We start from the raw sequence: 21,855 nt of genomic DNA on the forward strand, positions 1-21,855 counted from the left end.
AATCCGATTTTTTAAACGTAATTGTGATGAAATCGGACAAGTTAGGAGAAGAATAATAATAATATTGAGGAGAAATACATACGATGGAAGGATGAAAAGCATGTTTAATAAAATATTTCTTATAGTAGCGCTTATAGGTGTACCACTATCTGTACTTGGAAAAACACTTCATTGGCCAGAAACAATTATGTTCGCTGTGTATTGTATTACGATTATCGCATTAGCTGGTTTTATGGGGAGAGCAACAGAGAGTCTAGCAATTGTTTCTGGTCCTAGAATAGGCGGATTATTAAATGCTACTTTCGGTAATGCTGTTGAACTTATCATTTCAATTTTTGCACTTCAAGCAGGGTTAATTGAAGTGGTGTTAGCTTCTTTAACCGGTTCTGTACTTGGAAATTTATTATTGGTAGGAGGGTTATCTTTCTTTGTTGGAGGTCTTAAATACAAAAGACAAAGTTTTAATGTATATGATGCAAGGCATAATTCAGCTTTATTAATATTTGCTGTTGTTGTGGCCTTTGTTATTCCAGAGATCTTTTCAATGAAGATGAACGCTGGCAAGACGTATCAATTAAGTATAGGTGTTTCTATTATTATGATTATCATGTACCTTGCTGCATTACTATTTAAGTTAGTTACGCACCGTGGTGTATATCAACATAAAAGTGACGAAGTAGCGCATGAAGAAGAGCCAGAGTGGTCAAAAGGGAAGGCGCTCCTTATTTTAGCGATAGCAACACTGGCAGTAGCTTATGTGTCAGAGGCACTCGTACATACTTTTGAAACTGTTGCAAAGTCATTTGGCTGGTCAGAGTTATTTATAGGGGTTATTATCGTTGCAATTGTTGGGAATGCAGCGGAACATGCGTCTGCAATTATTATGGCTTATAAAAATAAAGTAAATATTGCAGTCGAAATTGCAATAGGCTCTACATTACAAATCGCCATGTTTGTTGCTCCTGTATTAGTATTGCTATCTATGTTCTTCGCGCAAAGGATGCCTTTAGTATTTACCATACCAGAACTTGTGTCTATGATTACAGCTGTTTTCTTAACGATTGCGATTTCAAATGATGGAGATACAAACTGGTTTGAAGGTGGCACTTTACTAGCGGCGTATGTCATTATGGGAATTGGTTTTTATTTATTATGAAAAATAGGCATAACAATTGCACTCAGAGAAAACAATAAACGAAGTAGTATATATACCTACATAGGAAGGAGCCAGACAGGTGAAACGAGTATACAGCATATGTCTTTCAACTATGGTCTCGTTTATTTTATTATTTCCTAACATGAGTTTTGCAAAGACAACAGTAGGAACAAAAATGCCTTCATCTGTTTTAAATATTTCTAAAGACAATACATTTCCAAATGATGCGCAAGATTTACCGCGTTTACAGCCGAGTAAGTTTGCTCAAGAATTATTAAAAACAGCAAATATTAAAATTGAAAATCCGGACTTAATTCGAATGTTTAATGAAACGACAATTTCGAATGCGCCGCTTGCGGTAGGGTACCGAGCAAAGATTTATTTAGGGCAATGGGCTTTACATTATGAATCGATTGATACATCGGTTAATTGGGAATATAAACAAGTAAATCGCAATGTTTACGATAATCGTGGAGGAGATCGCCTATATCCACTTCGCTATAAGCAAGAAACACAAAAGACGGTTGAAGGCGATTTAACAGCAGATATGAAAGATGCTGCAGATGTGAAAAAAATGATGCTTCTCAAAGCACTTGAAAAAGTACAATTCCCCCTTTCGTTTAAAACGACCATTGGTTATGGTACTGGACATGAGCGTGTGTATAATATTAGTCCGAGTCAACTCGGATATTTATACGCTTATACACCAGCAGTAAATGAAAAAGGAAAAGTAACATTTGGAGAAGTGTATCTTGTATTAAAGGGAAATCAAAAAAGACTTGTTGTGAAAAATATTACTTCTCAAGGAATTGGAGCTGCTATTCCAATTCATGATCATTTGTATTTTAAATTCATTTCTTCTTCCCACTCGCAATAACATGAAAAAACGTCAGCTTATAAGCTGACGTTTTTTTATAATGTAATGTTTGCTGTTTTTGATAAGAAATCTTCTGTCGGATAGTAGCTGTTTTTTACAAGAACATTTGGTCCAAGACATTTTACTGCAGGACAGTGACAGCTTAATGATTTTGCTGTTTTTGAAGCGCTCCATTTTTCATAAGCTTCTTGTAATGTGTTTGTTTGTATGTTTCCTAGAAGTGGAACATCACCAAAATCAGTAACGATAATATTGCCATCAAAAATATTTACATTTAAGCGTGAACGACCATCTGGATCGTTACGAACAGTTACATTTTTGCTCTCTTGTAACTTTTTAAATGTGGCAATGTCTCGCTCGTCATCGCTACAAGCATAGAAAGGTAAAGTTCCAAATAACATCCATACATTTTCATCGCGAATTTCTAGTAAATGCTCAATCGCATCACGAATTTCAGCTTTTGTTAAAATCTCTAGATTACTCGCGAAGTCACTTGGATACATTGGATGAACTTCATGACGTTTACAGCCCATCTCTTCGACGATTTGGCGGTGAATATGTTCAATATGTGGTAGAGTTCTTTTGTTTAACATTGTTTCGGCAGATACAAGTACACCTGCATCTGATAGAGCCTTACTATTTGTAATCATTCTTTCGAATAATTTTGCACGTTGTTCGTAAGTAGGTTTACGCTCCATCATTGCAAATCCGCCTTCAACGAAGTCATCGATTGTTCCCCAGTTATGAGAGATATGCAATACGTCTAAATAAGGAATAATTTGTTCGTAACGTGCTAAATCTATAGTTAAGTTAGAGTTGATTTGAGTGCGAACGCCTCGTTCATGGGCGTATTTTAAGAGTGGTGTTACATAGTTGTCGACGGATTTTTTTGAAAGCATAGGTTCTCCGCCAGTAATACTTAAAGAACGTAAATGAGGAATCTCATCTAATCGTTTTAATAAAAGATCCATCGGAAGCGGATTTGGGTCTTTCGGCTGTAACGTGTAACCAACAGCGCAATGCTCACAGCGCATATTGCATAACGTCGTCGTTGTAAATTCAACATTTGTTAATAGTAGTTTGCCGTACTCTTCAAGGTCCATATACGCTTCCCATGGATCGTAAGAAGGAGTAATCGGCTTCATTTTTTGTGATATCGTCATATGAAATACTCCTTTGACTATTGAAATAACAATTTGTCCATTCTCTATAATAGAAGAATATGTGCTTTTTATAAAGTGAAACTTTTTATCATGAAAAGAGAGAGGGCTTACATTATAGTGGATGACTATGACAAAATTGATGAAATTTCATGCCCATAGCAATCGTTTTTGCGGTATAATAAAAGCAACTCGAATTAAAAGGAGAGTGCCTTCATGGGAAAAGCAATTCAAGATAAAGATACACAATTAGTATATTTAAAAGAACGTTTAAATATGTTCATTGAAGTAATTGATACAATTGAACCCGAAGAAGTAGAATTAGAAGATGTAGATCGTCTTCTTGCAATGTTAGATGAATTAGAATTAAAATGTGAGCAATTTAAAAAAGACGAATAATATATTAAAAAGGCTACCAATTCCAATTTGGTAGCCTTTTTCTGTTCGGGTAATAGAAGGACGATAGAAAAAGAGGTATAATCAAGTTGTGAAAAATTTCATTTATGCTCTAATAGCGTGAAATAAATAGCTAAAGAGCATAACAATTGAATTTTCAGCTCATAACGTTTTGGTAGCGTTCACAATTGAGGGGGAAGTAACAATGGAAAAGCTTCAAGAAAGCATGTATCAACTAATTGTTGAAACGTCAACGAACTTACCGAAAGATGTTCGTCGTGCGATTCAACAAGCGAAAGAGCGAGAAAATGCAGGGACTCGTTCTGCGATGGCACTTGGCACAATTACAAATAATATTAAAATGGCCGATGATAACATCTCGCCGATTTGCCAAGATACAGGGATGCCAACGTTTAAAATTTATACACCAGTTGGTGTGAATCAATTAAAGTTGAAGGAAGCTATCTATAATGCGCTTGAGCGGGCGACAAAAGATGGTAAACTTCGTCCCAATTCTGTTGATTCTCTTTTTGGAGACAATAGTGGAAATAATTTAGGACCAGGTACACCGGTGATTAAGTTTGAACAATGGGAAAAAGATTATATTGATGCACGTTTAATCCTAAAAGGTGGTGGCTGTGAGAATAAAAATATTCAATATAGCTTACCGTGTGAACTAGAAGGACTTGGACGAGCTGGCCGTGATTTAGAAGGGATTCGTAAATGCCTTCTTCATGCAGTATATCAAGCACAAGGGCAAGGATGTAGCGCTGGTGTAATTGGTGTTGGTATCGGGGGAGACCGCACATCAGGTTATGAATTAGCAAAAAATCAATTATTCCGTACATTAGATGATGTCAATCCAGTACCAGAGTTACAACATCTTGAAGAGTACGTATTAGAAAATGCGAACAAGCTTGGCATTGGTACGATGGGATTTGGCGGAGAAACAACTTTACTTGGTTGTAAAATTGGCGTCTATAATCGTTTGCCAGCTAGTTTCTATGTATCTGTTGCGTATAATTGCTGGGCATATCGTCGCCTTGGTGTGAAAATCCATCCTGAAACAGGAGACATTATGGATTGGCTATATCAAGAAGGGGAAGATACACTTCAGCATGAAGTACAAGAAAAAACAGAGCAACGTGAGATTGTATTACAAGCACCAATTACAGAAGAGCAAATTCGTGAACTTCGCGTTGGTGATGTTGTAACAATTAATGGCATGATGTATACAGGTCGTGACGCAATCCATAAGCATTTAATGGATAATGATTGTCCAGTAGATTTAAATGGACAAATTATTTACCACTGTGGTCCAGTTGTTGTGAAAGATGAAAATGACAATTGGCAAATTAAAGCGGCAGGTCCAACGACAAGTATTCGTGAAGAACCGTACCAAGGCGATATTATGAAGAAATTCGGTATTCGCGCTGTCATTGGAAAAGGCGGTATGGGTGCGAAAACATTAGCGGCTTTAGAAGAACATGGCGGTGTATATTTAAACGCAATCGGTGGTGCAGCGCAATATTATGCTGAATGTATTAAAGAAGTGAAAGATGTTGATTTCTTACAATTTGGTATTCCAGAAGCAATGTGGCATTTACGTATCGACGGGTTTAAAGCAGTTGTAACGATGGACTCTCATGGTAATAGCTTACATGCAGATGTTGATAAAACATCACTTGAAAAATTAGCTAGCTTTAAAGAGCCAGTATTTAAGTAAATAAAAAATGCATCTCGAATGATTCGAGATGCATTTTTTTGGTATATATAGAAAAACATGTTCAGCATGAAAGAATGCGTTGCAACAGAAACTACAAGTACGATTATATATGGAAAGGAGACTATTTATGAAATATAAATGGTTATATATCGGTCTCATTTTTTCAATTATGATGGCACTTGTTCCAGTTTCAGCACTGGCTTATACAAATACTCCACATAACTGGGGAATCCCGCGTCCTAAAAATGAAACAGTACCAGATGCAGGAAAGTTATATACAGATTTACTACAAAAAAATGGCGGGTTTTATTTAGGAGATACGAAGAAAAAAGATATTTATTTAACATTTGATAATGGATATGAGAATGGATACACAGGGAAAATATTAGATGTATTAAAAGAGAAAAAAGTACCAGCAACTTTCTTTGTAACGGGACATTACATTAAAACACAAAAAGATTTATTGTTAAGAATGAAGGATGAAGGACACATTATTGGAAACCATTCTTGGAGTCATCCTGATTTTACAGCGGTAAGTGATGAGAAACTTCGTGAAGAATTAACGAGTGTAACAGAAGAAATTAAAAAAGTAACTGGGCAAAAAGAAGTGAAATATGTACGTCCTCCGCGCGGTGTATTTAGTGAAAGAACGTTAGCTCTTACGAAAGAAATGGGCTATTATAATGTATTTTGGTCACTTGCATTTTTGGATTGGAAAGTGGATCAGCAAAGAGGATGGCAATATGCGCATAATAATGTTATGACGATGATTCATCCAGGATCTATTTTATTACTTCATGCAATATCAAAAGATAATGCAGAAGCACTTGCAAAAATCATTGATGATTTGCGCGAGAAAGGGTATCATTTTAAAAGTCTAGATGACTTAGTAAAAGGCAATCAACCGTAAGCATGTATGCTTACGGTTTTCTCATGCTATAATGATGTGTAAAAAGGATGGGGAAACGTATGTGGAGCGAGCATGTTACGTTAGAGTATCCGTATCATTTTGAAGAGGTATTAAAACGTTTATCTTTTGATCCTCTTAACGTCATTCAATTAGATGAGAAAGTTATTTATATCCCGCTTTGTATCGACGAGGAACAGGTTGTTGTTCGCTTACAAGGGATTGGTACTGTTCAAAATCCACAGTTTTGGATTTCTAGTCAGACAGGAAATCCGGAGAAAGTCATGAAACGAATGAGAGCCATTTTTCATTGGAATGAACCGTTTCAAGATATACAAAATCATTTTTTAAACACATCATTACGTCCACTATTTGAAACATATGCTTATACTCCAATTATTTTAGAATTTGATTATTTTGCTTGTCTGCTTCGCTGTATCATTCACCAACAAATAAATTTGAAATTTGCTACTGTGTTAACAGAACAATTTGTGAAACGGTATGGAACAGAGAAGAACGGTGTATTCTTTTTCCCCACTCCGGAAATAGTAGCAAATATTTCAATAGAAGAATTGAGAGAGCAGAAGTTTAGTCAGCGAAAGGCTGAATATATAGTAGGATTAGGTCGAAGTATTGTCAGTGGTACATTAAATTTAGCGAGTATAGAAAATGGGACGGAAGAAGACATTTCAGCACAATTGTTGCCAATTAGGGGAATTGGTGCATGGACAGTGCAAAACTTTTTAATGTTTGGGCTTGGACGGAAAAATATGTTCCCGAAAGCGGACATTGGGATTCAGCGTGCAGTGCAAGGTATATTTCAATTAGATGATAAACCTGATGATGCATTTTTAGAAAAATTGAAACAAGAGTGTGAACCATACTGCAGTTATGCAGCGTTATATTTATGGAAAAGTATAGAGTAGAGGTGTAATAATGATACAAAAGCAACATGAGAGTAAGTTGGAAGTTGGTCAAACGTTTCCTGTGACAATTAAACGTCTTGGGATTAACGGAGAAGGCGTTGGTTATTTTAAGAGACAAGTTGTTTTCATTCCAGGGGCATTACCAGGAGAAGAAGTTGTTGCAGAAACAACGAAAATTCAGCGTGGCTTCGCTGAAGCGAAAGTGAAAAAAGTTCGTAAAGCTTCACCGCATCGTGTGAAAGCACCGTGTCCAGTATATGAGGAGTGTGGCGGTTGTCAGCTGCAACATTTAGATTATAAAGAACAATTGAATCAAAAGCGTGATATCGTTGTACAAGCATTTGAGAAGTACATGAAAAATAGTATGGAAGAGAAAATTCGTCCAACGCTTGGCATGGAAAATCCATGGCATTATCGTAATAAGAGTCAATTACAAGTGGGGCGTAAAGACGAAAAGGTTATTACAGGGCTATATAAACAAAACTCACATCAGTTAATTGATATCGCTCACTGTATGATTCAACATAAAGCAACGAATGAAGCGACAAAAGTTGTAAGACGTATTTTAGAAAAATTAAATGTTTCTATTTACAATGAGAAAAAACAAAAAGGTTTAGTACGCACAATTGTAACACGTACTGCAGTTCAAACAGGTGAAGTACAAGTTACACTTATTACAACAAAAGAAGAATTACCAAATAAAGAACAATTTATTGCAGAAGTACAAAAACAGATGCCAGCGGTTAAATCAATTATGCAAAATGTAAACTGGCGTAAAACATCTGTTATTTTTGGCGACAAAACATTTAAATTAGCTGGAAAAGAAGTAATTCAAGAAACACTTGGTGATTTATCATTTGAATTATCAGCACGTGCGTTCTTCCAGTTGAATCCAGAGCAAACCGTTGTTTTATATAATGAAGCAAAAAAAGCCGCTGCGTTAACAGGCGATGAGAAAATTGTAGATGCGTATTGTGGCGTTGGTACAATCGGTCTTTGGCTTGCAAATGATGCAGCGGAAGTACGTGGTATGGATGTAATTCCAGAAGCGATTGCAGATGCAAGAAAAAATGCAAAGCGTCACGGATTTACAAATACGAAATATGAAGCAGGTAAAGCTGAACAATGGTTACCGAAATGGGTAAAAGAAGGATGGCGTCCAGATGTAATTGTTGTCGATCCACCACGTACAGGTTGCGATGATAAATTACTGGAAACAATTTTAAAGGTGAAGCCGAAACAAGTTGTGTATGTGTCTTGTAATCCTTCTTCATTAGCACGTGATGTACAAGCATTAATGAAGAGCTATGAAGTGGAGTATGTGCAACCAGTTGATATGTTCCCGCATACAGCTCACGTAGAAAATGTAGTGAAGCTTGTTAGAAAGTAAAGTTTATTAATATTCCCTCATGGTATGAGGGAATATTTTCTATGAAGGAGAATATTATGCATAATTATAAATTAACAATTCAGTACGATGGCGCACGTTTTAAAGGATGGCAACGTCTCGGTAATAACGATAATACAATTCAAGGAAAAATCGAAAGTGTCATATCTGAAATGGTCGGAAAAGAAATTGAAATTATTGGTTGTAGTAGAACAGACGCTGGTGTACATGCTTTGAATCAAGTTGCTAACTTTCAAAGTGATGAGAAGTTAGTGGAACATAAAGTGAAAAAATATTTAAATCAATATTTACCTAATGATATTAGCATTACGAATGTGGAAGAAGTACATGATCGTTTCCATGCTCGTTACAATTCTAAAGCAAAAACATATCTGTATAAAATTTGGAATGAAGAGCATACAAATCCATTTATGCGTAAATACAGCATGCATGTGAATAAAAAATTAAATGTGAAAAGCATGAAAGCAGCTGCGAAACATTTAGTTGGTTCACATGACTTTACTGCTTTTTCAAATGCGAAATCAAAGAAAAAATCTATGGTTCGAGAAGTATATACACTTGATGTGATGGAAGAGGCAGGGTTTGTACAAATTAGAGTAAGTGGTAACGGCTTCCTTCATAATATGGTAAGAAAAATTGTCGGGGCATTAATTGAAGTTGGATTAGGACAATTAGACGCTGAAGCAATTCCAAACATTTTAGAGGAAAAGCAGCGCAATCAAATTAATTGTCTTGCTGAGGCAAGTGGGTTGTATTTAGAGAATGTTGAGTTTTAATGGCAAATAAAAAAATCGGGCTAAGTAGCTCGATTTTTTTAGTATTACGAAGATTTCTCGTTTTTTATACGTAGCTTCAAATTCCAAAAAGCAGCAAGCATAATAGCTGCAAAGGAGCCACTAATTGTTCCTAATAGCTTTGCATAAGGAAAGCTACTCATATCACCATTAATGAATAACATTATACATAGAACAGCAGGGAGAAGGTATAAGTAGTGTAATAACTTTAATTTTTTATCATTACTCATATATAGCCCCTTTCTAGCATGTTATATGTTTATTATAACATATTTTACCAAGTTGTTTTTGCACTTGGAGACATGTTTATTTCATATGTGTAAATGCAGTTTTTTAATTCGATATTGTAAGTTTTGCCTACTTAATCCTAAAAATTTTGCAGCTTGTGAAATGTTGCCATGATTCTCTTTAAGAATTTGATTAATGTAGTTCTTTTCCATTTTTTCTATTGTGTGTTTTAAAGTTTTAGGTGCATGAGTATTGTGATTAGTTAGTGCATGTTGCATATTGAATTCTGTTTTTATTCGTTCACGAAAGCGAGTAGGCATATGAAACGCTGTAATGATGGTTTCATCTTCTATCAAGTTCATGGAACCTTCAATTATATGTTCCAACTCCCGTACGTTTCCAGGCCAATCATATGCATAGAAAAATTCTCTTACATTTACATCTACATCGGTTACATTGAGCCCAAATTGAGTATTATATTTTTCAATAAAGTGCTGAACAAGATCTGGAATATCTTCTTTTCTTTCACGTAAAGGCGGAAGACATAAAGTAACGACGCTTAATCGGTAATATAAGTCTTCTCTTAATCGATTATGTGCGATGGCTTCGAAAGGATCTTCATTGATAGTTGCTATAATACGAACATCAATTTCTTTTTCGTGTGTGCCTCCGATTCTTCGTATTGTTTTTTCTTGTATAGCTCGTAGTAACTTCGCTTGAAGTGCTGGACTTAATGAGTTGATTTCATCTAATAACAAAGTTCCTCCGTTCGCTTCTTCGAATAAGCCTGATTTATCTATTGCTCCTGTAAAGGCACCTCGATTTGTGCCAAATAGTAGGCTTTCCATTAAGGTATCAGGTATAGCGGCACAGTTTTGTGAAATAAAGGGTTTGGTTGAACGCTGACTTTCATTATGGATGCTTTGTGCAAATAGTTCTTTACCAGTGCCTGTTTCCCCTACGAGAAGTATGGAGGAAGATGTACGAATTACTCTTTTTCCTTCTGTAATGATTGATTGAATGGCTTCAGAATCACCAATTATGTGATCAAAGGTAAATTTAGTGCTTTGTTTTCGAGAAGGACTTATTTTTATCGTTTGTTTTAAGTTACTAATTTCTTTTGATATTTCAATAGCGCCTTTAATTTTTCCATTTTCTATTATAGGGAAAGTATCGTTAATCGTTGTAATTTCTTGTCCTTTATTGTTAAAATACGTTTGTTTTATATTTTTCTTTGTTTTTCCAAATTTTAATGCCTCTATAAGAGTACTATTTTTATTTTCTTCAAATGCAAATACCTCTAAAGGACTTTTATATAATACATCTGAGCGTTCCATTGATTCAATTTCCATCATTTTGCGGTTATAGACAATCGTTTTACTTTCCTCATTAATAATATGAATCCCGATATCGAGTTCATTGATTAAAGTTTCATATAGCATATTCATTTCAATAAGTTGTTTGAAATTAATTTCTTCTGTATGCATGTAACATCTTCTCCTCATTTCACCCTATGAAGACTGACTTTTTATAATTTTATTAAAATTCTTATAAAATCGCAAAAAAATTTTGCTATTTTTCGTTTAAAACTTTTTAAATGATCGAAAAATTTTGCGGTTGTGCACATTTTTTTGTATGAAACTCTCATTTAATATATGAATTAGAGACTTGGTACGTATTTTGCATAAATAATATTCGAAATCTCTAGAGGGGAGAATATGAATTTTTACAGGATATACAACGTTTTGGTGTCAATTAATAAGAGGGAGGAATTTATAAAGTGAAGACAGTTATAGAAGGTGTGTATAGTCCTTGTTATGGAAAAGTAGAGAAGTTATTTGTTACGGAAAGTTCTTACGTATACGAGTGGGAGAAATTAGCGTTAATTGAAACAATAGATAAACAGAAAGTAGAAATTAAGATAGGGATCAGTGGTTATATTGAATCATTAGAAGTAGTAGAAGGACAAGCTATTGCTGATCAAAAATTATTAATAACAGTAAGGGATGACCTTTTAGTAACAGGCAGTGATTAATGTAAGTGACGTGTATTTTTGCTCTTTTCAATCATTATTTTTACAATGAATACTTTTAAAAACGCTTACATTAAATGGGTTGGCAAAGTGAAAAGGGGGGATTTATATGATGGATCAAAACCAAGGATTAAAAAGAGAATTGAAAAGTAGGCACATATTTATGATTGCACTCGGTGGAGTTATTGGTACAGGACTTTTTTTAGGGTCAGGTTATACGATTCATGAGGCTGGACCTGGAGGAGCAATTGTAGCGTATCTTGTCGGTGGATTTGTAATGTATTTAACGATGCTCTGTCTTGGAGAATTAGCTGTTGCGATGCCTGACGCAGGGTCTTATCAAACGTATGCGACAAAGCATATTTCCCCTGCAGCAGGTTATGTAGTGGGATGGATGTCATGGTTAAACTGGTCTGCTACGATAGGTATTGAATTAATTGCAGTTAGTATTTTGATGAAACGTTGGTTTCCTGATGTACCGTCATGGATTTGGTGTGTAGTGTTCGCGGTACTGCTCTTTGCTATTAATGCGTTATCTTCAAGAAGTTTTGCGGAAGTGGAATTTTGGTTTGCAAGTATTAAAGTAATTACAATTATTGCATTTATTATTTTAGGCGGGGCGGCAATGTTTGGTTTTCTAGATATGAAAGGAAATGAACCAGCACCGATATTCTCTAGCTTTACTGATTACGGGGGACTGTTTCCGAATGGATTATCAGCCATTTTAATTACGATGATTGCAGTTAATTTTTCTTTCCAAGGAACAGAACTAGTTGGTATTGCAGCAGGTGAGAGTGAAAATCCAGAGAAAACGATCCCGAAGGCAATTAACAATACAGTTTGGCGTATACTTGTTTTCTTTGTACTATCTATTTTTATTCTTGCTGGACTATTCCCTTGGCAGCAAGCAGGAGTAATAGAAAGTCCATTTGTAGTTGTATTTGATAAAATTGGTATTCCTTATGCAGCCGATATTATAAATTTCGTTATTATTACAGCAGTTCTATCCGTTGCGAATTCAGGATTATATGCAACTTCTCGTATGCTATGGTCTATGTCTAATCAAGGAATGATTAGTCCGATTTTTGGTAAGTTATCTAAAAACGGTGTTCCTATTTATGCATTGATTGTAAGCACAATTGTAGGTTGTCTCTCATTATTATCAGGTATTTATGCGGAAGATACAGTTTATTTATGGCTGCTTTCTATCGCTGGATTTGGAGCGATACTAGTTTGGGCATCTATTGCTCTATCTAACTTATTAGCTAGAAGGTCATACATAAAGCAGGGCGGGGATGTGAAAGACCTGAAATTTAAAACACCGCTGTATCCATTCGTACCACTGCTTGCGTTAGTATTAAATGTAACAGTAATCGTTGGCATGGCCTTTATTCCAGAACAAAGAATGGCATTGTATTGTGGTATTCCATTTATGATTGTTTGTTTACTGTTTTATCGTGCTACAAGAAATAAGGGAAGTAATGTAGAGCATATTGAAAAGACAAATACAACGGAAGTAGAGAGTTTATAATAGTGATCAATTAGGAGACTGTAAAATTGTAAACAGTCTCTTTTTTTGTGAAAATAAAGCTGGAAACATACTATGTATGCAAAGGGGAATTAGCGATGAATCGAGAAATTTCGCAGTTGTTAAAACAAATAGATTCAAGGAAAGAGGAATTGTTAGAACTTACAAAAACATTAATTCGTTTTGAAACACCAGCACCGCCAGCGAGAAATACAAATGAAGCGCAAGAATTTGTTGCAGAGTTTTTAAGAAAACGAAATTTTAGTATTAATAAATGGGATGTATATCCGAATGATCCGAACGTTGTTGGGGTAAAAAAAGGAATAAAAAGTGACTCATATAAAAGTCTTATTATTAATGGTCATATGGATGTAGCTGAAGTGTCAGCAGATGAGGCGTGGGAAACAGATCCATTTGATCCATTTATAAAAGATGGCTGGTTAGTTGGACGTGGCGCAGCAGATATGAAAGGTGGGCTGGCTGGAGCGCTATTTGCCATTCAACTTTTACAAGAAGCTGGTATTGAATTACCTGGAGATTTAATCTTTCAATCAGTAATAGGGGAAGAAGTTGGAGAGGCAGGAACACTTCAATGCTGCAGGCGAGGTTACGATGCTGACTTTGCAGTCGTAGTGGATACGAGTGATTTACATATGCAAGGGCAAGGTGGTGTAATTACTGGATGGATTACAGTGAAAAGTCCGCAAACGTTTCATGATGCAACGCGCAGACAAATGATCCATGCTGGAGGACGTTTATTTGGAGCGAGTGCGATTGAAAAAATGATGAAAATTGTGCAGAGCTTACAAGAATTAGAGCGTCACTGGGCAGTCATGAAAACATATGAAGGCTATCCATCTGGAACAACAACAATTAATCCAGCTGTTATTGAGGGGGGAAGGCATGCGGCGTTTATTGCGGATGAGTGCCAGTTATGGATAACCGTGCACTTCTATCCGAACGAAACACATGAACAAATAATAAAAGAAATTGAAGAATATATTGGAAAGGTAGCAGCTGCCGATCCATGGTTAAGCGAAAATCCGCCACAATTTAAGTGGGGCGGAGAATCAATGATTGTAGATCGTGGTGAAATTTTCCCTTCATTAGAAGTAGATAGGGAACATGCAGCTGTAAAAAAACTTAGCTCAGTACACGAGTCTATTTTATCAAAAAATGCAATTTTAGATATGTCTGCAACGGTAACTGATGGCGGTTGGTTTAGTGAGTTTCATATTCCAGCGATTATATATGGACCAGGTACATTAGAAGAAGCACATTCTGTAAATGAGAAAGTTGAAATTGAACAGTTAATTGAATTTACAAAAGTAATAACAGCATTTATATATGAATGGTGCCACACGAAAAAATAGATTTGTATAGTAAAATCGTACGAGTATGTATACTTGTACGATTTTTTAGTGAACTATTTCAGAGGTGAAAATAAACAACTGAAATAGTTCTTTATTTTGCTATGTTTTTCGTTTTATTTCAAGTAATTTCTCTTTTGCTAATTCAACGGCGATCGCATCATCTAAATAGCCAATTGGAAAGAGATAGTCGGGAATAATATCTGTCGATAAAATGAAATACAGTAATGCGCTTCCAAGAACTGCACGTTCTTCTTTTGAAATGGTTTCATTGCAAAATTGTTGATACATATCTGTTAATTGTTCAATAAAAGGACCAGCACTATCAATTTGCTCTAATTTGCTTGCGAAACTGTCATGAATACGTTTTTCGCCTTCTGTTGTCTGGGCATAGCGTTCGTAATTTTCGAGTTCTTGTTTTACGCGAGTTGTAGTGTAATCGAAATCGAATAAGTTAGAGGATTGCAGCGTTTGCTGAATGGTATCAAGAGATGTGTACATATCTGTTTTTTCTTTATTAATGTGAGGAGAATCAGGGTACATTTCATCAAATAAAAATTGGGGTGGAACTTGAAGACATTCTGCAAATTTTTGTAGATGTTTTTGTTTTGGCGGTTGTTTACCATTAATAATTCTTGAGACTGTCGCAGGATCAATATTTGTAAGTATTCCTAGTTGGCGCATAGATAAGGCGCGTTCTTTTAAAAGTTTTTTTATTAATTTGCCAAGCCGATCATTCGGGTTTTCATTAGCCATAGTGTAGGCACTCCTTTTTTAGTATTGAAAAAATATTGAGCATTTATTACAAGTATATGAAACAGACAGGCACAGTTGCTCAACATTTTCATAATATGCATTGAAAAGTGAGAAAAAGGGGTGACTATTTATGAGTACGGCAGGCTTATTTTCAATTTTTTTAATCGGGATCGCTTCTAATTTAGATAATGCAGGTGTTGGAATTGCATATGGCATTCGTAAAATTCGTATTTCGTGGTTTAACAATTTTATCATCGCATTCTTTGGATTTTTATTTACTTTACTAGCTGGATTTTTTGGAAACTGGATTGCGTTATTTATTTCAGAGTTTACAGCAAATCTGATTGGAGCAATCGTTTTAGGGGTAATCGGTGTGTTTATTTTGTGCCAGCCTTTCTTGGGTCAAAAAAATACTGCAGGTTCTAAAGATGATAATGTACTTATGGGCATTTTACGTGATCCGGAAAAAGCAGATTTTGATGGTTCTAAAACAATTAGTTTCTCAGAAGCAATTGTTTTAGGAGTTGCGTTGTCTATTAATAATATTGCAGGTGGATTTGATGCAGGGGTAACAAATTTAAATCTTTGGCTTACAGCGACTATTTCTGGGGTGTTTAGTTTTATTTGTATTAGTGGTTTTGCGTATGTAGGAAAACGATTTTTAGCAGAATACTTAGGGAAATGGGCGACAGTTATCGCAGGACTATTATTAATTCTTATTGGGATCGATCAGTTGTTGTAAGGAGAGTAGAAAACAAGGTTCGAGTATTTCCTTGGAAATACAGCAAGAGATTGCATATATCGACGTACTTTTCTCCATACTAATACGGATTTCTTTTAAGAAAGGGGGATTTGTATGGGACGCGGGAAAGCATTTGATCATAAGAAAAAAGGGCATGATCATCAACCACCTAAAGGTGCGTTCATTCATAAAGATGTAAATGAACATACTTTGGAAGAGGAAGAGCTACCAGTAAATATTGAGGCGTATAAAAATAGTTTAAAAAAACATTAAAAGCACCTACATAGGTGCTTTTTTACCGTATATCTTCAATTAATTGTTCGGATTCTTCATGCATACTGTACTCACTTAATACTTGAATGCAAAGCCACTTTAATTCCTCAATCGTATGCTCAAGTTCTTCAGGAAGCACATGATAAATGTCTTCAAGTCCCATCCCGAAATGAATAAGTTCAAGTACTTGATCATCGATGTTCCGATCCATTAATAATTCAAGTACTTCTAAATTGAATATGTATCGGTGAGCTTCGTCGAGTGAAACAACTTTTAACTTCAAGCTTTCTACAATACTCAATATAAAAAGAAGGATTGTTTTTTCAAGAACAGGTTGTTTTCCCATTTGAAATATTAGTTTCATCTTTCACACCTCCACATATAGCGCTAGGTTGTACTATATTATTCAGGAGGGGGGAACAAATATGCATGATATAGAGAAACTTTCAGCACTGTTTTTGTAAGAGGATTGATAACTGACAAAAGTGAGGTTTTGGCGAAATAAAAAATCCTGCTAGTATAGCAGGATAACTCGCGATTAAAAAATGCTCCAACCTTCTTGAGCAGAAAGAAGTTCAAGAATTTTAAAACCGGCAATACTATTTCCGTTTGCATCTAAAGCTGGTCCGAAAATACCGATTCCCATGTCTCCTTTTACGCAGCCAAAAATACCACCGGCTACACCACTTTTTGCAGGAATACCAACACGAATTGCAAATTCACCAGATTCGTTATACATACCACATGTGACCATAAATGTTTTGCAAATTTTTGTAATATGCTTAGGGATAATTTGTTTTTTCTTATATGGATCATATCCATCCATTGCAAAAATTAAGCCGATACGTGCTAAATCGATGCAGTTTACTTCAACTGCGCATTGACGAGTATATAAATCCATAAGTTCTTCAATATCACAATCGATAATTCCGTTTTGTTTCATATAATAACAAAGTGAACGGTTTAGGTAAGCTGTCTCTAGTTCTGAATCGGCAACTTTAGAGGAATAATTAATAGTAGGATTATCTGTTATTTCACGTACAAAATGAAGAATACGTTCCATTTTTTCCTCGTTATCTTTTCCTGCTAGCATGCTTGTAATAGCTAAGGCCCCTGCATTTATCATTGGATTAAGGGGTTTGGATGGACTTGTCGTTTCTAACTTAATAATAGAATTAAATGGGTCACCCGTTGGTTCCATTCCAACTTTAGAAAATACATATTCTTCACCACGGTCTAAAAGGGCAAGGGCAAGTGTAATTACTTTGGAAATACTTTGAAGAGTAAATAGTGTTTGTGAGTTGCCTGCATGGATATATTCTGTTTCTTTATGGAAAATGGCAATCCCTAAATCGTCTGGATTTGCATTTCCTAGTTCGGGGATATAAGTAGCAAGTTTTCCTTTTTTCGTATATGGTTTTACTTGTTCTAACAACTGTTGTAAGTTGTTTGTTTCAATGCACTGCATAGTACCAACGCTCCTATTTTGAATTAACTAAGTTTACTTTTCCCGATATGCTCGGAAATAAATAATAACATGAAAAAGTGGAATGATAAAACGAAAGTTCAATGTGCTATAATAGGTCTTTCGTTTCGAGTATTCTGTATTTTAAAAAGGAGAATTTTCCTTTTATATAACAGTTTGGAAATAGGAGATTTATCCATAAAAAGTTCAGAAATAAAAACTACACATCTATACAACTATATGTTATTATGGTTATGTAATAGAAAGCGTTTTCTAAAGCGTACTTATAATGATAACGATTTCATAAATTTGATTAGGGGGAATTAAAATGTTGCAGTTTTTACAACGTATTGGTAAAGCTTTAATGCTTCCGATCGCAGTACTACCAGCAGCAGGATTATTGCTTCGTTTAGGGCAACCAGATGTATTTGATATTCCTGTTATGGCACAGGCCGGCGCAGCAGTTTTTGATAACTTAGCACTTATTTTTGCAATTGGTATTGCAATCGGTCTTTCAGTGGATGGTAGTGGTGCAGCAGGTCTTGCAGGTGCAATTGGTTATCTTGTTATGAAAAATAGTATTGATGCACTTAGCAAAGGGTATTCAACTGCTGAATTACAAGGTAAATTAAGTAAAGTCCAAGATTTAATAGGTAATAGCGCAAATGTAGATCCATCTAAGCTTGCGGATACAATGACACAAGTATCTAAGGCTGCTGAATTATCGACTAAAGTAGATATGAAAGTCTTAGGTGGTATTATTGTTGGTGTTATAGCAGGACTTCTTTATAATAAATTCCATAAGATTAAACTTCCAGAATGGTTAGGTTTCTTTGCTGGAAAACGTTTCGTTCCAATTGTTACATCAGTCGTGATGCTGATATTAGGAATTCTATTTGCACAAATTTGGCCAACAATTCAAAATGGTATTGATGCATTAGCTCATGGAATTGTTAATTTAGGTGCAATTGGTTCAGGATTATTTGGTTTATTAAACCGTTTATTAATCCCAATTGGTTTACACCACGTAATGAACACATACTTCTGGTTTGTATTTGGGGACTTTACAAATGCAGCAGGTAATGTTGTTAATGGTGATATTGCTCGTTTCCTTGCAGGTGACAAAACAGCAGGTATGTTTATGACTGGTTTCTTCCCAGTTATGATGTTCGGTTTACCAGCAGCATGTTTCGCAATGATTGCAGCTGCTAAACCAGAAAAGCGTAAAGCAGTTACTGGTATGTTAGCTGGTCTAGCATTAACTTCATTCTTAACTGGTATTACAGAGCCTATTGAATTCTCATTCATGTTCTTATCACCAGTATTATATGGTATTCATGCTGTATTAACAGGTCTTTCTTTATTCATTACAACATCGCTTGGCATTCATGATGGTTTCTCATTTAGTGCCGGTGCAATCGATTACGCTTTAAACTTCGGTATTGCAACAAAACCAGTCTTACTAGCAGGTATCGGTTTAATTTACGCAGCAATTTATTTCATAGTATTCTACTTCTTAATTAAGAAGTTCGATTTAAAAACTCCTGGTCGTGAAGATGACGATGAGTTAGTTGAAGATGGTGAGGCACCAGTTGCAGGTTCAATTGGTGAAACTTACGTAGCAGCTTTAGGCGGAAAAGAAAACTTAACAGTTATTGATAACTGTGCAACACGTCTACGCTTACAAGTAAAAGATGCTGGTCAAGTAAATGAAGCAGCATTAAAACGTGCTGGTGCAAAAGGTGTTATGAAATTAAGTAATACAAGTGTCCAAGTTATCGTAGGTACAAATGTTGAATCTGTTGCCGATGATATGAAAAAACACGTATAAATAATGAGATAAGAGGATGTCCAAAAAGATTGATAACATCAATTTTTTAGAGGATATCCTCTTTTTTTTGTTAATAATTTAACGGGAATCTTACTTTTGTAAATTTTCTTTTTCTTTTTTGTACATATAGGTTGGTAATATGTGCAGTGCGTGATAAAGTAGGGATGATATAGAGTGGATTATCCATAATCTACTAAAACGAATCTTTAGTAAAGGAATTAAATTATTGGTGAGTAAGGGGAAAAAAGCAATTATGGATCAGGAAAAAAATAATGCGAATGGGAAAGTACGTCGGCCGATTGTATACATAAAAAGAACAATCATTCTCGTCTTACTATTATCACTTGTATATTTCATGTATACAAAAATTGTTGCGCATAATAAGAAAGAAGAAACTTTAAAAGCGGCAGCAGAAATGAAGAAACAAGAAGAGCTAAAAAAGAAAGAAGAAAAAAAGAAACAAGAAGTACAGAAGCAAAAACAAAAAGAGCAGGAAGAACAAGTGAAGCAAGCGCAAGCTGTGGAGAAGCTTCCCGAGGGACCACCTCAAGAAATTAATGAAAACGCTCAATTGGACCAGTATTTACAAAACGCAGGATTTAGCGGGACAGCTGTTATTGTGAAGAACGGAAAAGTTCTTTTGAATAAAGGGTACGGTATGGCAAATAAAGAACAGAAAGTACCGAATAATTCAGAGACGACTTTTTATATTGGTTCTATTTCAAAGGCGTTTGTAGCAACTGCTATTATGCAGTTGAAAGATCAAAATAAATTACAAGTAGAAGATACTGTTGCAAAGTATATTCCAAATTTTCCTCAAGGTAATAGTATTCAGCTAAAACATCTATTAACACATACATCAGGGATTCCCGAATATGAGCAGGGAAAAGAAGATATTTCTCATGAAGAACTGATAAAGCGGATAGGAAATCAAAAGCGTATCGGTGATCCAGGAGAGAAGTGGAAGTATTCTGATTCGAACTACTCTATACTTGCATACATTGCCGAGAAGGTAAGTGGACAGTCGCTCGAAGAATATATTAAACAACATATTTTTGCTATTGCTGGTATGAAACATTCTGGTTTTGGTACAGCGTTAGAACAAACAAGATTCCCATCAACGGGTTATAAAATAGTAAATAATAATATGACAACACCTAATATTCCGAGCATGTCACAACTATATGGTTGTGGTGATATATACACAAGTGCGCATGATTTATATTTATTTAACGAAGCACTATTCTCTGGTAAATTAATTTCAAAAGAGAGTTACGATCAAATGTTTACGGGTGGAAAAAAGGATTACGGGTTTGGATGGTACGTAGACCCAGGAAGCTATTCGAATCACGGTGTAATGCCAGGATGGAATTGCTTAAACGGATTTAGTAAAAATGGTAGTGTATATGTTGTTTTATTATCTAACATTCAAAATAACATTAAATCATTTGGTAAAGTGAATAACGATATTTATTCGATATTGCGGAATATTGAAGTGTAAGAAACTATCCTTTTGGATAGTTTTTTTTATGCCTTGAACCAAATATTTCTTTTAGAAAATGTATGTCTTACCTATCACAAAAATATCTATTTTGTATACATTAAGATGTATGGATGTGAAATTTTATAATCTAAAAATAATAGGAGGAGAAGTGTATGTGTCTGTTCAGAAAATATTGGCATAAATTATCGAGAGTGTTTAATAGGCAATTAGAATATTTTTTAGATAATAAGTTATTACCTGCTGTGGAAAGACTTTTATTTTCACAAAACTTCGCGAGATTTATCCAAAGAAACTCTAAGCAAGCTACTGAAGAAGTTATTGAATCAAGTAGATTTCAATCTATTATTTGTAAAATTTTAAAAGAATGTACTACATCACCTTTTAAAGAAATTGCAGAGCAGTATTTAGGTAAAAACGTAGAAATTACTGTGACAGTGGGACAGTTAACAGGCGTTATTGTAGCAGTTGGTGATGACTTCTTAACATTGCAAGAAGGAATAGGAACAGAAGTTTTATTACCATTTACAAGTATTATATCAATTAAAGAAGCGTAAGAAAGGAGCGTTATATATGTTATTTACTGATGAATTACGTAACCATGTTGGGGAACTAGTGCAAGTTGTGACAGCTGTAGAAATCATTGCAGGCGTTCTTTTATCTGTGACGGATGGGGCAGTAATTGTTCGTACTTCTCCTTCTTATGGACCACCAGAAGATGTAGTTGTGCGTATTCCTATTATTGCTTATGTTCGCTTGGAAGGGTAAGAGTGATACAA

23 protein-coding genes and 1 pseudogene are annotated in these 21,855 nt (G+C 35.2%); 18 read left to right on the forward strand and 6 right to left on the reverse strand.

Going from position 1 to position 21,855, the window contains the following annotated elements:
• Positions 1–100 precede the first annotated feature (100 nt).
• The gene (gene cax, locus ACTFR8_RS25385) at positions 101–1,156 is read left to right on the forward strand and encodes a calcium/proton exchanger (protein ID WP_030022808.1); all 1,056 of its coding nucleotides are present in this window, start codon (positions 101–103) and stop codon (positions 1,154–1,156) included.
• 79 nt (positions 1,157–1,235) lie between these two features.
• Positions 1,236–2,033, forward strand: a complete 798-nt coding sequence (locus ACTFR8_RS25390; protein ID WP_001986305.1) for a YfkD famly protein — start codon at positions 1,236–1,238, stop codon at positions 2,031–2,033.
• A gap of 35 nt (positions 2,034–2,068) precedes the next feature.
• On the opposite strand, the gene yfkAB is transcribed toward ACTFR8_RS25390, so the two are convergent.
• On the reverse strand, positions 2,069–3,196 hold the full coding sequence (yfkAB, locus tag ACTFR8_RS25395; protein ID WP_000156023.1) for a radical SAM/CxCxxxxC motif protein YfkAB: 1,128 nt from the start codon (positions 3,194–3,196) through the stop codon (positions 2,069–2,071).
• Positions 3,197–3,409: 213 nt separating this feature from the next.
• On the opposite strand from yfkAB, the gene ACTFR8_RS25400 reads away from it, so the two are divergent.
• The 6 genes from ACTFR8_RS25400 to truA all read left to right on the forward strand — a co-directional run bounded on the left by ACTFR8_RS25400 (position 3,410) and on the right by truA (position 9,332).
• Positions 3,410–3,592 (forward strand): SE1561 family protein, encoded by a 183-nt coding sequence (locus ACTFR8_RS25400; protein WP_000513558.1) that lies wholly within the window; start codon positions 3,410–3,412, stop codon positions 3,590–3,592.
• Positions 3,593–3,794: 202 nt separating this feature from the next.
• Positions 3,795–5,315: a class I fumarate hydratase gene (gene fumA / locus ACTFR8_RS25405; protein WP_000413523.1), complete on the forward strand. Its 1,521-nt coding sequence runs from the start codon at positions 3,795–3,797 to the stop codon at positions 5,313–5,315.
• A gap of 127 nt (positions 5,316–5,442) precedes the next feature.
• Positions 5,443–6,225, forward strand: coding sequence for a delta-lactam-biosynthetic de-N-acetylase (gene pdaA, locus ACTFR8_RS25410; protein WP_030022826.1), 783 nt, complete (start codon positions 5,443–5,445; stop codon positions 6,223–6,225).
• Positions 6,226–6,284: 59 nt separating this feature from the next.
• Positions 6,285–7,148 carry a DNA-3-methyladenine glycosylase family protein gene (locus ACTFR8_RS25415; RefSeq protein ID WP_088046116.1) on the forward strand — a complete coding sequence of 288 codons (864 nt, stop codon included), beginning with the start codon at positions 6,285–6,287 and terminating at the stop codon, positions 7,146–7,148.
• Positions 7,149–7,158: 10 nt separating this feature from the next.
• Positions 7,159–8,538: a 23S rRNA (uracil(1939)-C(5))-methyltransferase RlmD gene (gene rlmD, locus ACTFR8_RS25420; RefSeq protein ID WP_000615200.1), complete on the forward strand. Its 1,380-nt coding sequence runs from the start codon at positions 7,159–7,161 to the stop codon at positions 8,536–8,538.
• A gap of 56 nt (positions 8,539–8,594) precedes the next feature.
• Entirely contained in the window at positions 8,595–9,332 is a 738-nt protein-coding gene (gene truA, locus ACTFR8_RS25425; RefSeq protein WP_000553118.1) for a tRNA pseudouridine(38-40) synthase TruA, read from the forward strand.
• Positions 9,333–9,376: 44 nt separating this feature from the next.
• Here truA and ACTFR8_RS25430 read toward each other — a convergent pair whose 3' ends face one another.
• Positions 9,377–9,580: a hypothetical protein gene (locus tag ACTFR8_RS25430; RefSeq protein ID WP_000063854.1), complete on the reverse strand. Its 204-nt coding sequence runs from the start codon at positions 9,578–9,580 to the stop codon at positions 9,377–9,379.
• Between the two features lie 81 nt (positions 9,581–9,661).
• Positions 9,662–11,065 (reverse strand): sigma-54 interaction domain-containing protein, encoded by a 1,404-nt coding sequence (locus ACTFR8_RS25435; RefSeq protein ID WP_000556698.1) that lies wholly within the window; start codon positions 11,063–11,065, stop codon positions 9,662–9,664.
• Positions 11,066–11,358: 293 nt separating this feature from the next.
• Between ACTFR8_RS25435 and ACTFR8_RS25440 the strand changes: the two genes are divergently transcribed.
• From ACTFR8_RS25440 to ACTFR8_RS25450, 3 genes are all read left to right on the forward strand, one after another.
• Positions 11,359–11,613, forward strand: a complete 255-nt coding sequence (locus ACTFR8_RS25440) for a biotin/lipoyl-containing protein (RefSeq protein ID WP_000859489.1) — start codon at positions 11,359–11,361, stop codon at positions 11,611–11,613.
• 106 nt (positions 11,614–11,719) lie between these two features.
• Positions 11,720–13,141 carry an amino acid permease gene (locus ACTFR8_RS25445; RefSeq protein ID WP_000969243.1) on the forward strand — a complete coding sequence of 474 codons (1,422 nt, stop codon included), beginning with the start codon at positions 11,720–11,722 and terminating at the stop codon, positions 13,139–13,141.
• Between the two features lie 95 nt (positions 13,142–13,236).
• Positions 13,237–14,511, forward strand: coding sequence for an acetylornithine deacetylase (locus ACTFR8_RS25450; protein ID WP_001078357.1), 1,275 nt, complete (start codon positions 13,237–13,239; stop codon positions 14,509–14,511).
• A 99-nt stretch (positions 14,512–14,610) separates the two neighbouring features.
• On the opposite strand, the gene ACTFR8_RS25455 is transcribed toward ACTFR8_RS25450, so the two are convergent.
• Positions 14,611–15,264, reverse strand: coding sequence for a DUF1232 domain-containing protein (locus ACTFR8_RS25455; RefSeq protein WP_100619381.1), 654 nt, complete (start codon positions 15,262–15,264; stop codon positions 14,611–14,613).
• 130 nt (positions 15,265–15,394) lie between these two features.
• On the opposite strand from ACTFR8_RS25455, the gene ytaF reads away from it, so the two are divergent.
• Together ytaF and ACTFR8_RS25465 are read left to right on the forward strand one after the other, a co-directional pair.
• Positions 15,395–16,006 carry a sporulation membrane protein YtaF gene (gene ytaF, locus ACTFR8_RS25460; RefSeq protein ID WP_030022841.1) on the forward strand — a complete coding sequence of 204 codons (612 nt, stop codon included), beginning with the start codon at positions 15,395–15,397 and terminating at the stop codon, positions 16,004–16,006.
• Between the two features lie 114 nt (positions 16,007–16,120).
• Positions 16,121–16,279, forward strand: a complete 159-nt coding sequence (locus tag ACTFR8_RS25465; RefSeq protein ID WP_000532409.1) for a hypothetical protein — start codon at positions 16,121–16,123, stop codon at positions 16,277–16,279.
• A gap of 22 nt (positions 16,280–16,301) precedes the next feature.
• Here the strand turns inward: ACTFR8_RS25465 and ACTFR8_RS25470 are convergent, their stop codons facing one another.
• Together ACTFR8_RS25470 and glsA are read right to left on the reverse strand one after the other, a co-directional pair.
• Positions 16,302–16,643, reverse strand: a complete 342-nt coding sequence (locus tag ACTFR8_RS25470) for a DUF3969 family protein (protein WP_000766604.1) — start codon at positions 16,641–16,643, stop codon at positions 16,302–16,304.
• Between the two features lie 174 nt (positions 16,644–16,817).
• Positions 16,818–17,747, reverse strand: coding sequence for a glutaminase A (glsA, locus tag ACTFR8_RS25475; protein ID WP_001149850.1), 930 nt, complete (start codon positions 17,745–17,747; stop codon positions 16,818–16,820).
• Between the two features lie 69 nt (positions 17,748–17,816).
• On the opposite strand from glsA, the pseudogene ACTFR8_RS25480 reads away from it, so the two are divergent.
• The 5 genes and pseudogenes from ACTFR8_RS25480 (at position 17,817) to ACTFR8_RS25500 (ending at position 21,844) form a co-directional block, all read left to right on the forward strand.
• Positions 17,817–17,931: pseudogene (locus ACTFR8_RS25480) on the forward strand (transcriptional regulator).
• Positions 17,932–18,072: 141 nt separating this feature from the next.
• Complete coding sequence (nagE, locus tag ACTFR8_RS25485) at positions 18,073–19,575, forward strand: N-acetylglucosamine-specific PTS transporter subunit IIBC (protein ID WP_000938903.1); 1,503 nt, start codon at positions 18,073–18,075, stop codon at positions 19,573–19,575.
• 253 nt (positions 19,576–19,828) lie between these two features.
• Positions 19,829–21,076, forward strand: a complete 1,248-nt coding sequence (locus tag ACTFR8_RS25490) for a serine hydrolase domain-containing protein (RefSeq protein ID WP_252209774.1) — start codon at positions 19,829–19,831, stop codon at positions 21,074–21,076.
• Between the two features lie 155 nt (positions 21,077–21,231).
• Positions 21,232–21,633, forward strand: coding sequence for a hypothetical protein (locus ACTFR8_RS25495; protein ID WP_000335544.1), 402 nt, complete (start codon positions 21,232–21,234; stop codon positions 21,631–21,633).
• A 16-nt stretch (positions 21,634–21,649) separates the two neighbouring features.
• On the forward strand, positions 21,650–21,844 hold the full coding sequence (locus ACTFR8_RS25500) for a hypothetical protein (RefSeq protein ID WP_000899469.1): 195 nt from the start codon (positions 21,650–21,652) through the stop codon (positions 21,842–21,844).
• Positions 21,845–21,855: the final 11 nt, after the last annotated feature.

The organism is Bacillus cereus group sp. MYBK15-3, assembly GCF_051916765.1.
Taxonomy (GTDB): Bacteria; Bacillota; Bacilli; order Bacillales; family Bacillaceae_G; genus Bacillus_A; species Bacillus_A cereus.

What these genes read in the sequence shown, in the direction of transcription:
- cax (WP_030022808.1), top strand. Translation starts at nt 101, where the DNA reads ATGTTTAATAAAATATTTCTTATAGTAGCGCTTATAGGTGTACCACTA.
- yfkAB (WP_000156023.1), bottom strand. Translation starts at nt 3,196, where the DNA reads ATGACGATATCACAAAAAATGAAGCCGATTACTCCTTCTTACGATCCA.
- ACTFR8_RS25400 (WP_000513558.1), top strand. Translation starts at nt 3,410, where the DNA reads ATGGGAAAAGCAATTCAAGATAAAGATACACAATTAGTATATTTAAAA.
- fumA (WP_000413523.1), top strand. Translation starts at nt 3,795, where the DNA reads ATGGAAAAGCTTCAAGAAAGCATGTATCAACTAATTGTTGAAACGTCA.
- pdaA (WP_030022826.1), top strand. Translation starts at nt 5,443, where the DNA reads ATGAAATATAAATGGTTATATATCGGTCTCATTTTTTCAATTATGATG.
- ACTFR8_RS25415 (WP_088046116.1), top strand. Translation starts at nt 6,285, where the DNA reads ATGTGGAGCGAGCATGTTACGTTAGAGTATCCGTATCATTTTGAAGAG.
- rlmD (WP_000615200.1), top strand. Translation starts at nt 7,159, where the DNA reads ATGATACAAAAGCAACATGAGAGTAAGTTGGAAGTTGGTCAAACGTTT.
- truA (WP_000553118.1), top strand. Translation starts at nt 8,595, where the DNA reads ATGCATAATTATAAATTAACAATTCAGTACGATGGCGCACGTTTTAAA.
- ACTFR8_RS25430 (WP_000063854.1), bottom strand. Translation starts at nt 9,580, where the DNA reads ATGAGTAATGATAAAAAATTAAAGTTATTACACTACTTATACCTTCTC.
- ACTFR8_RS25435 (WP_000556698.1), bottom strand. Translation starts at nt 11,065, where the DNA reads ATGCATACAGAAGAAATTAATTTCAAACAACTTATTGAAATGAATATG.
- ACTFR8_RS25445 (WP_000969243.1), top strand. Translation starts at nt 11,720, where the DNA reads ATGATGGATCAAAACCAAGGATTAAAAAGAGAATTGAAAAGTAGGCAC.
- ACTFR8_RS25450 (WP_001078357.1), top strand. Translation starts at nt 13,237, where the DNA reads ATGAATCGAGAAATTTCGCAGTTGTTAAAACAAATAGATTCAAGGAAA.
- ACTFR8_RS25455 (WP_100619381.1), bottom strand. Translation starts at nt 15,264, where the DNA reads ATGGCTAATGAAAACCCGAATGATCGGCTTGGCAAATTAATAAAAAAA.
- ytaF (WP_030022841.1), top strand. Translation starts at nt 15,395, where the DNA reads ATGAGTACGGCAGGCTTATTTTCAATTTTTTTAATCGGGATCGCTTCT.
- ACTFR8_RS25465 (WP_000532409.1), top strand. Translation starts at nt 16,121, where the DNA reads ATGGGACGCGGGAAAGCATTTGATCATAAGAAAAAAGGGCATGATCAT.
- ACTFR8_RS25470 (WP_000766604.1), bottom strand. Translation starts at nt 16,643, where the DNA reads ATGAAACTAATATTTCAAATGGGAAAACAACCTGTTCTTGAAAAAACA.
- glsA (WP_001149850.1), bottom strand. Translation starts at nt 17,747, where the DNA reads ATGCAGTGCATTGAAACAAACAACTTACAACAGTTGTTAGAACAAGTA.
- nagE (WP_000938903.1), top strand. Translation starts at nt 18,073, where the DNA reads ATGTTGCAGTTTTTACAACGTATTGGTAAAGCTTTAATGCTTCCGATC.
- ACTFR8_RS25490 (WP_252209774.1), top strand. Translation starts at nt 19,829, where the DNA reads ATGGATCAGGAAAAAAATAATGCGAATGGGAAAGTACGTCGGCCGATT.
- ACTFR8_RS25495 (WP_000335544.1), top strand. Translation starts at nt 21,232, where the DNA reads ATGTGTCTGTTCAGAAAATATTGGCATAAATTATCGAGAGTGTTTAAT.
- ACTFR8_RS25500 (WP_000899469.1), top strand. Translation starts at nt 21,650, where the DNA reads ATGTTATTTACTGATGAATTACGTAACCATGTTGGGGAACTAGTGCAA.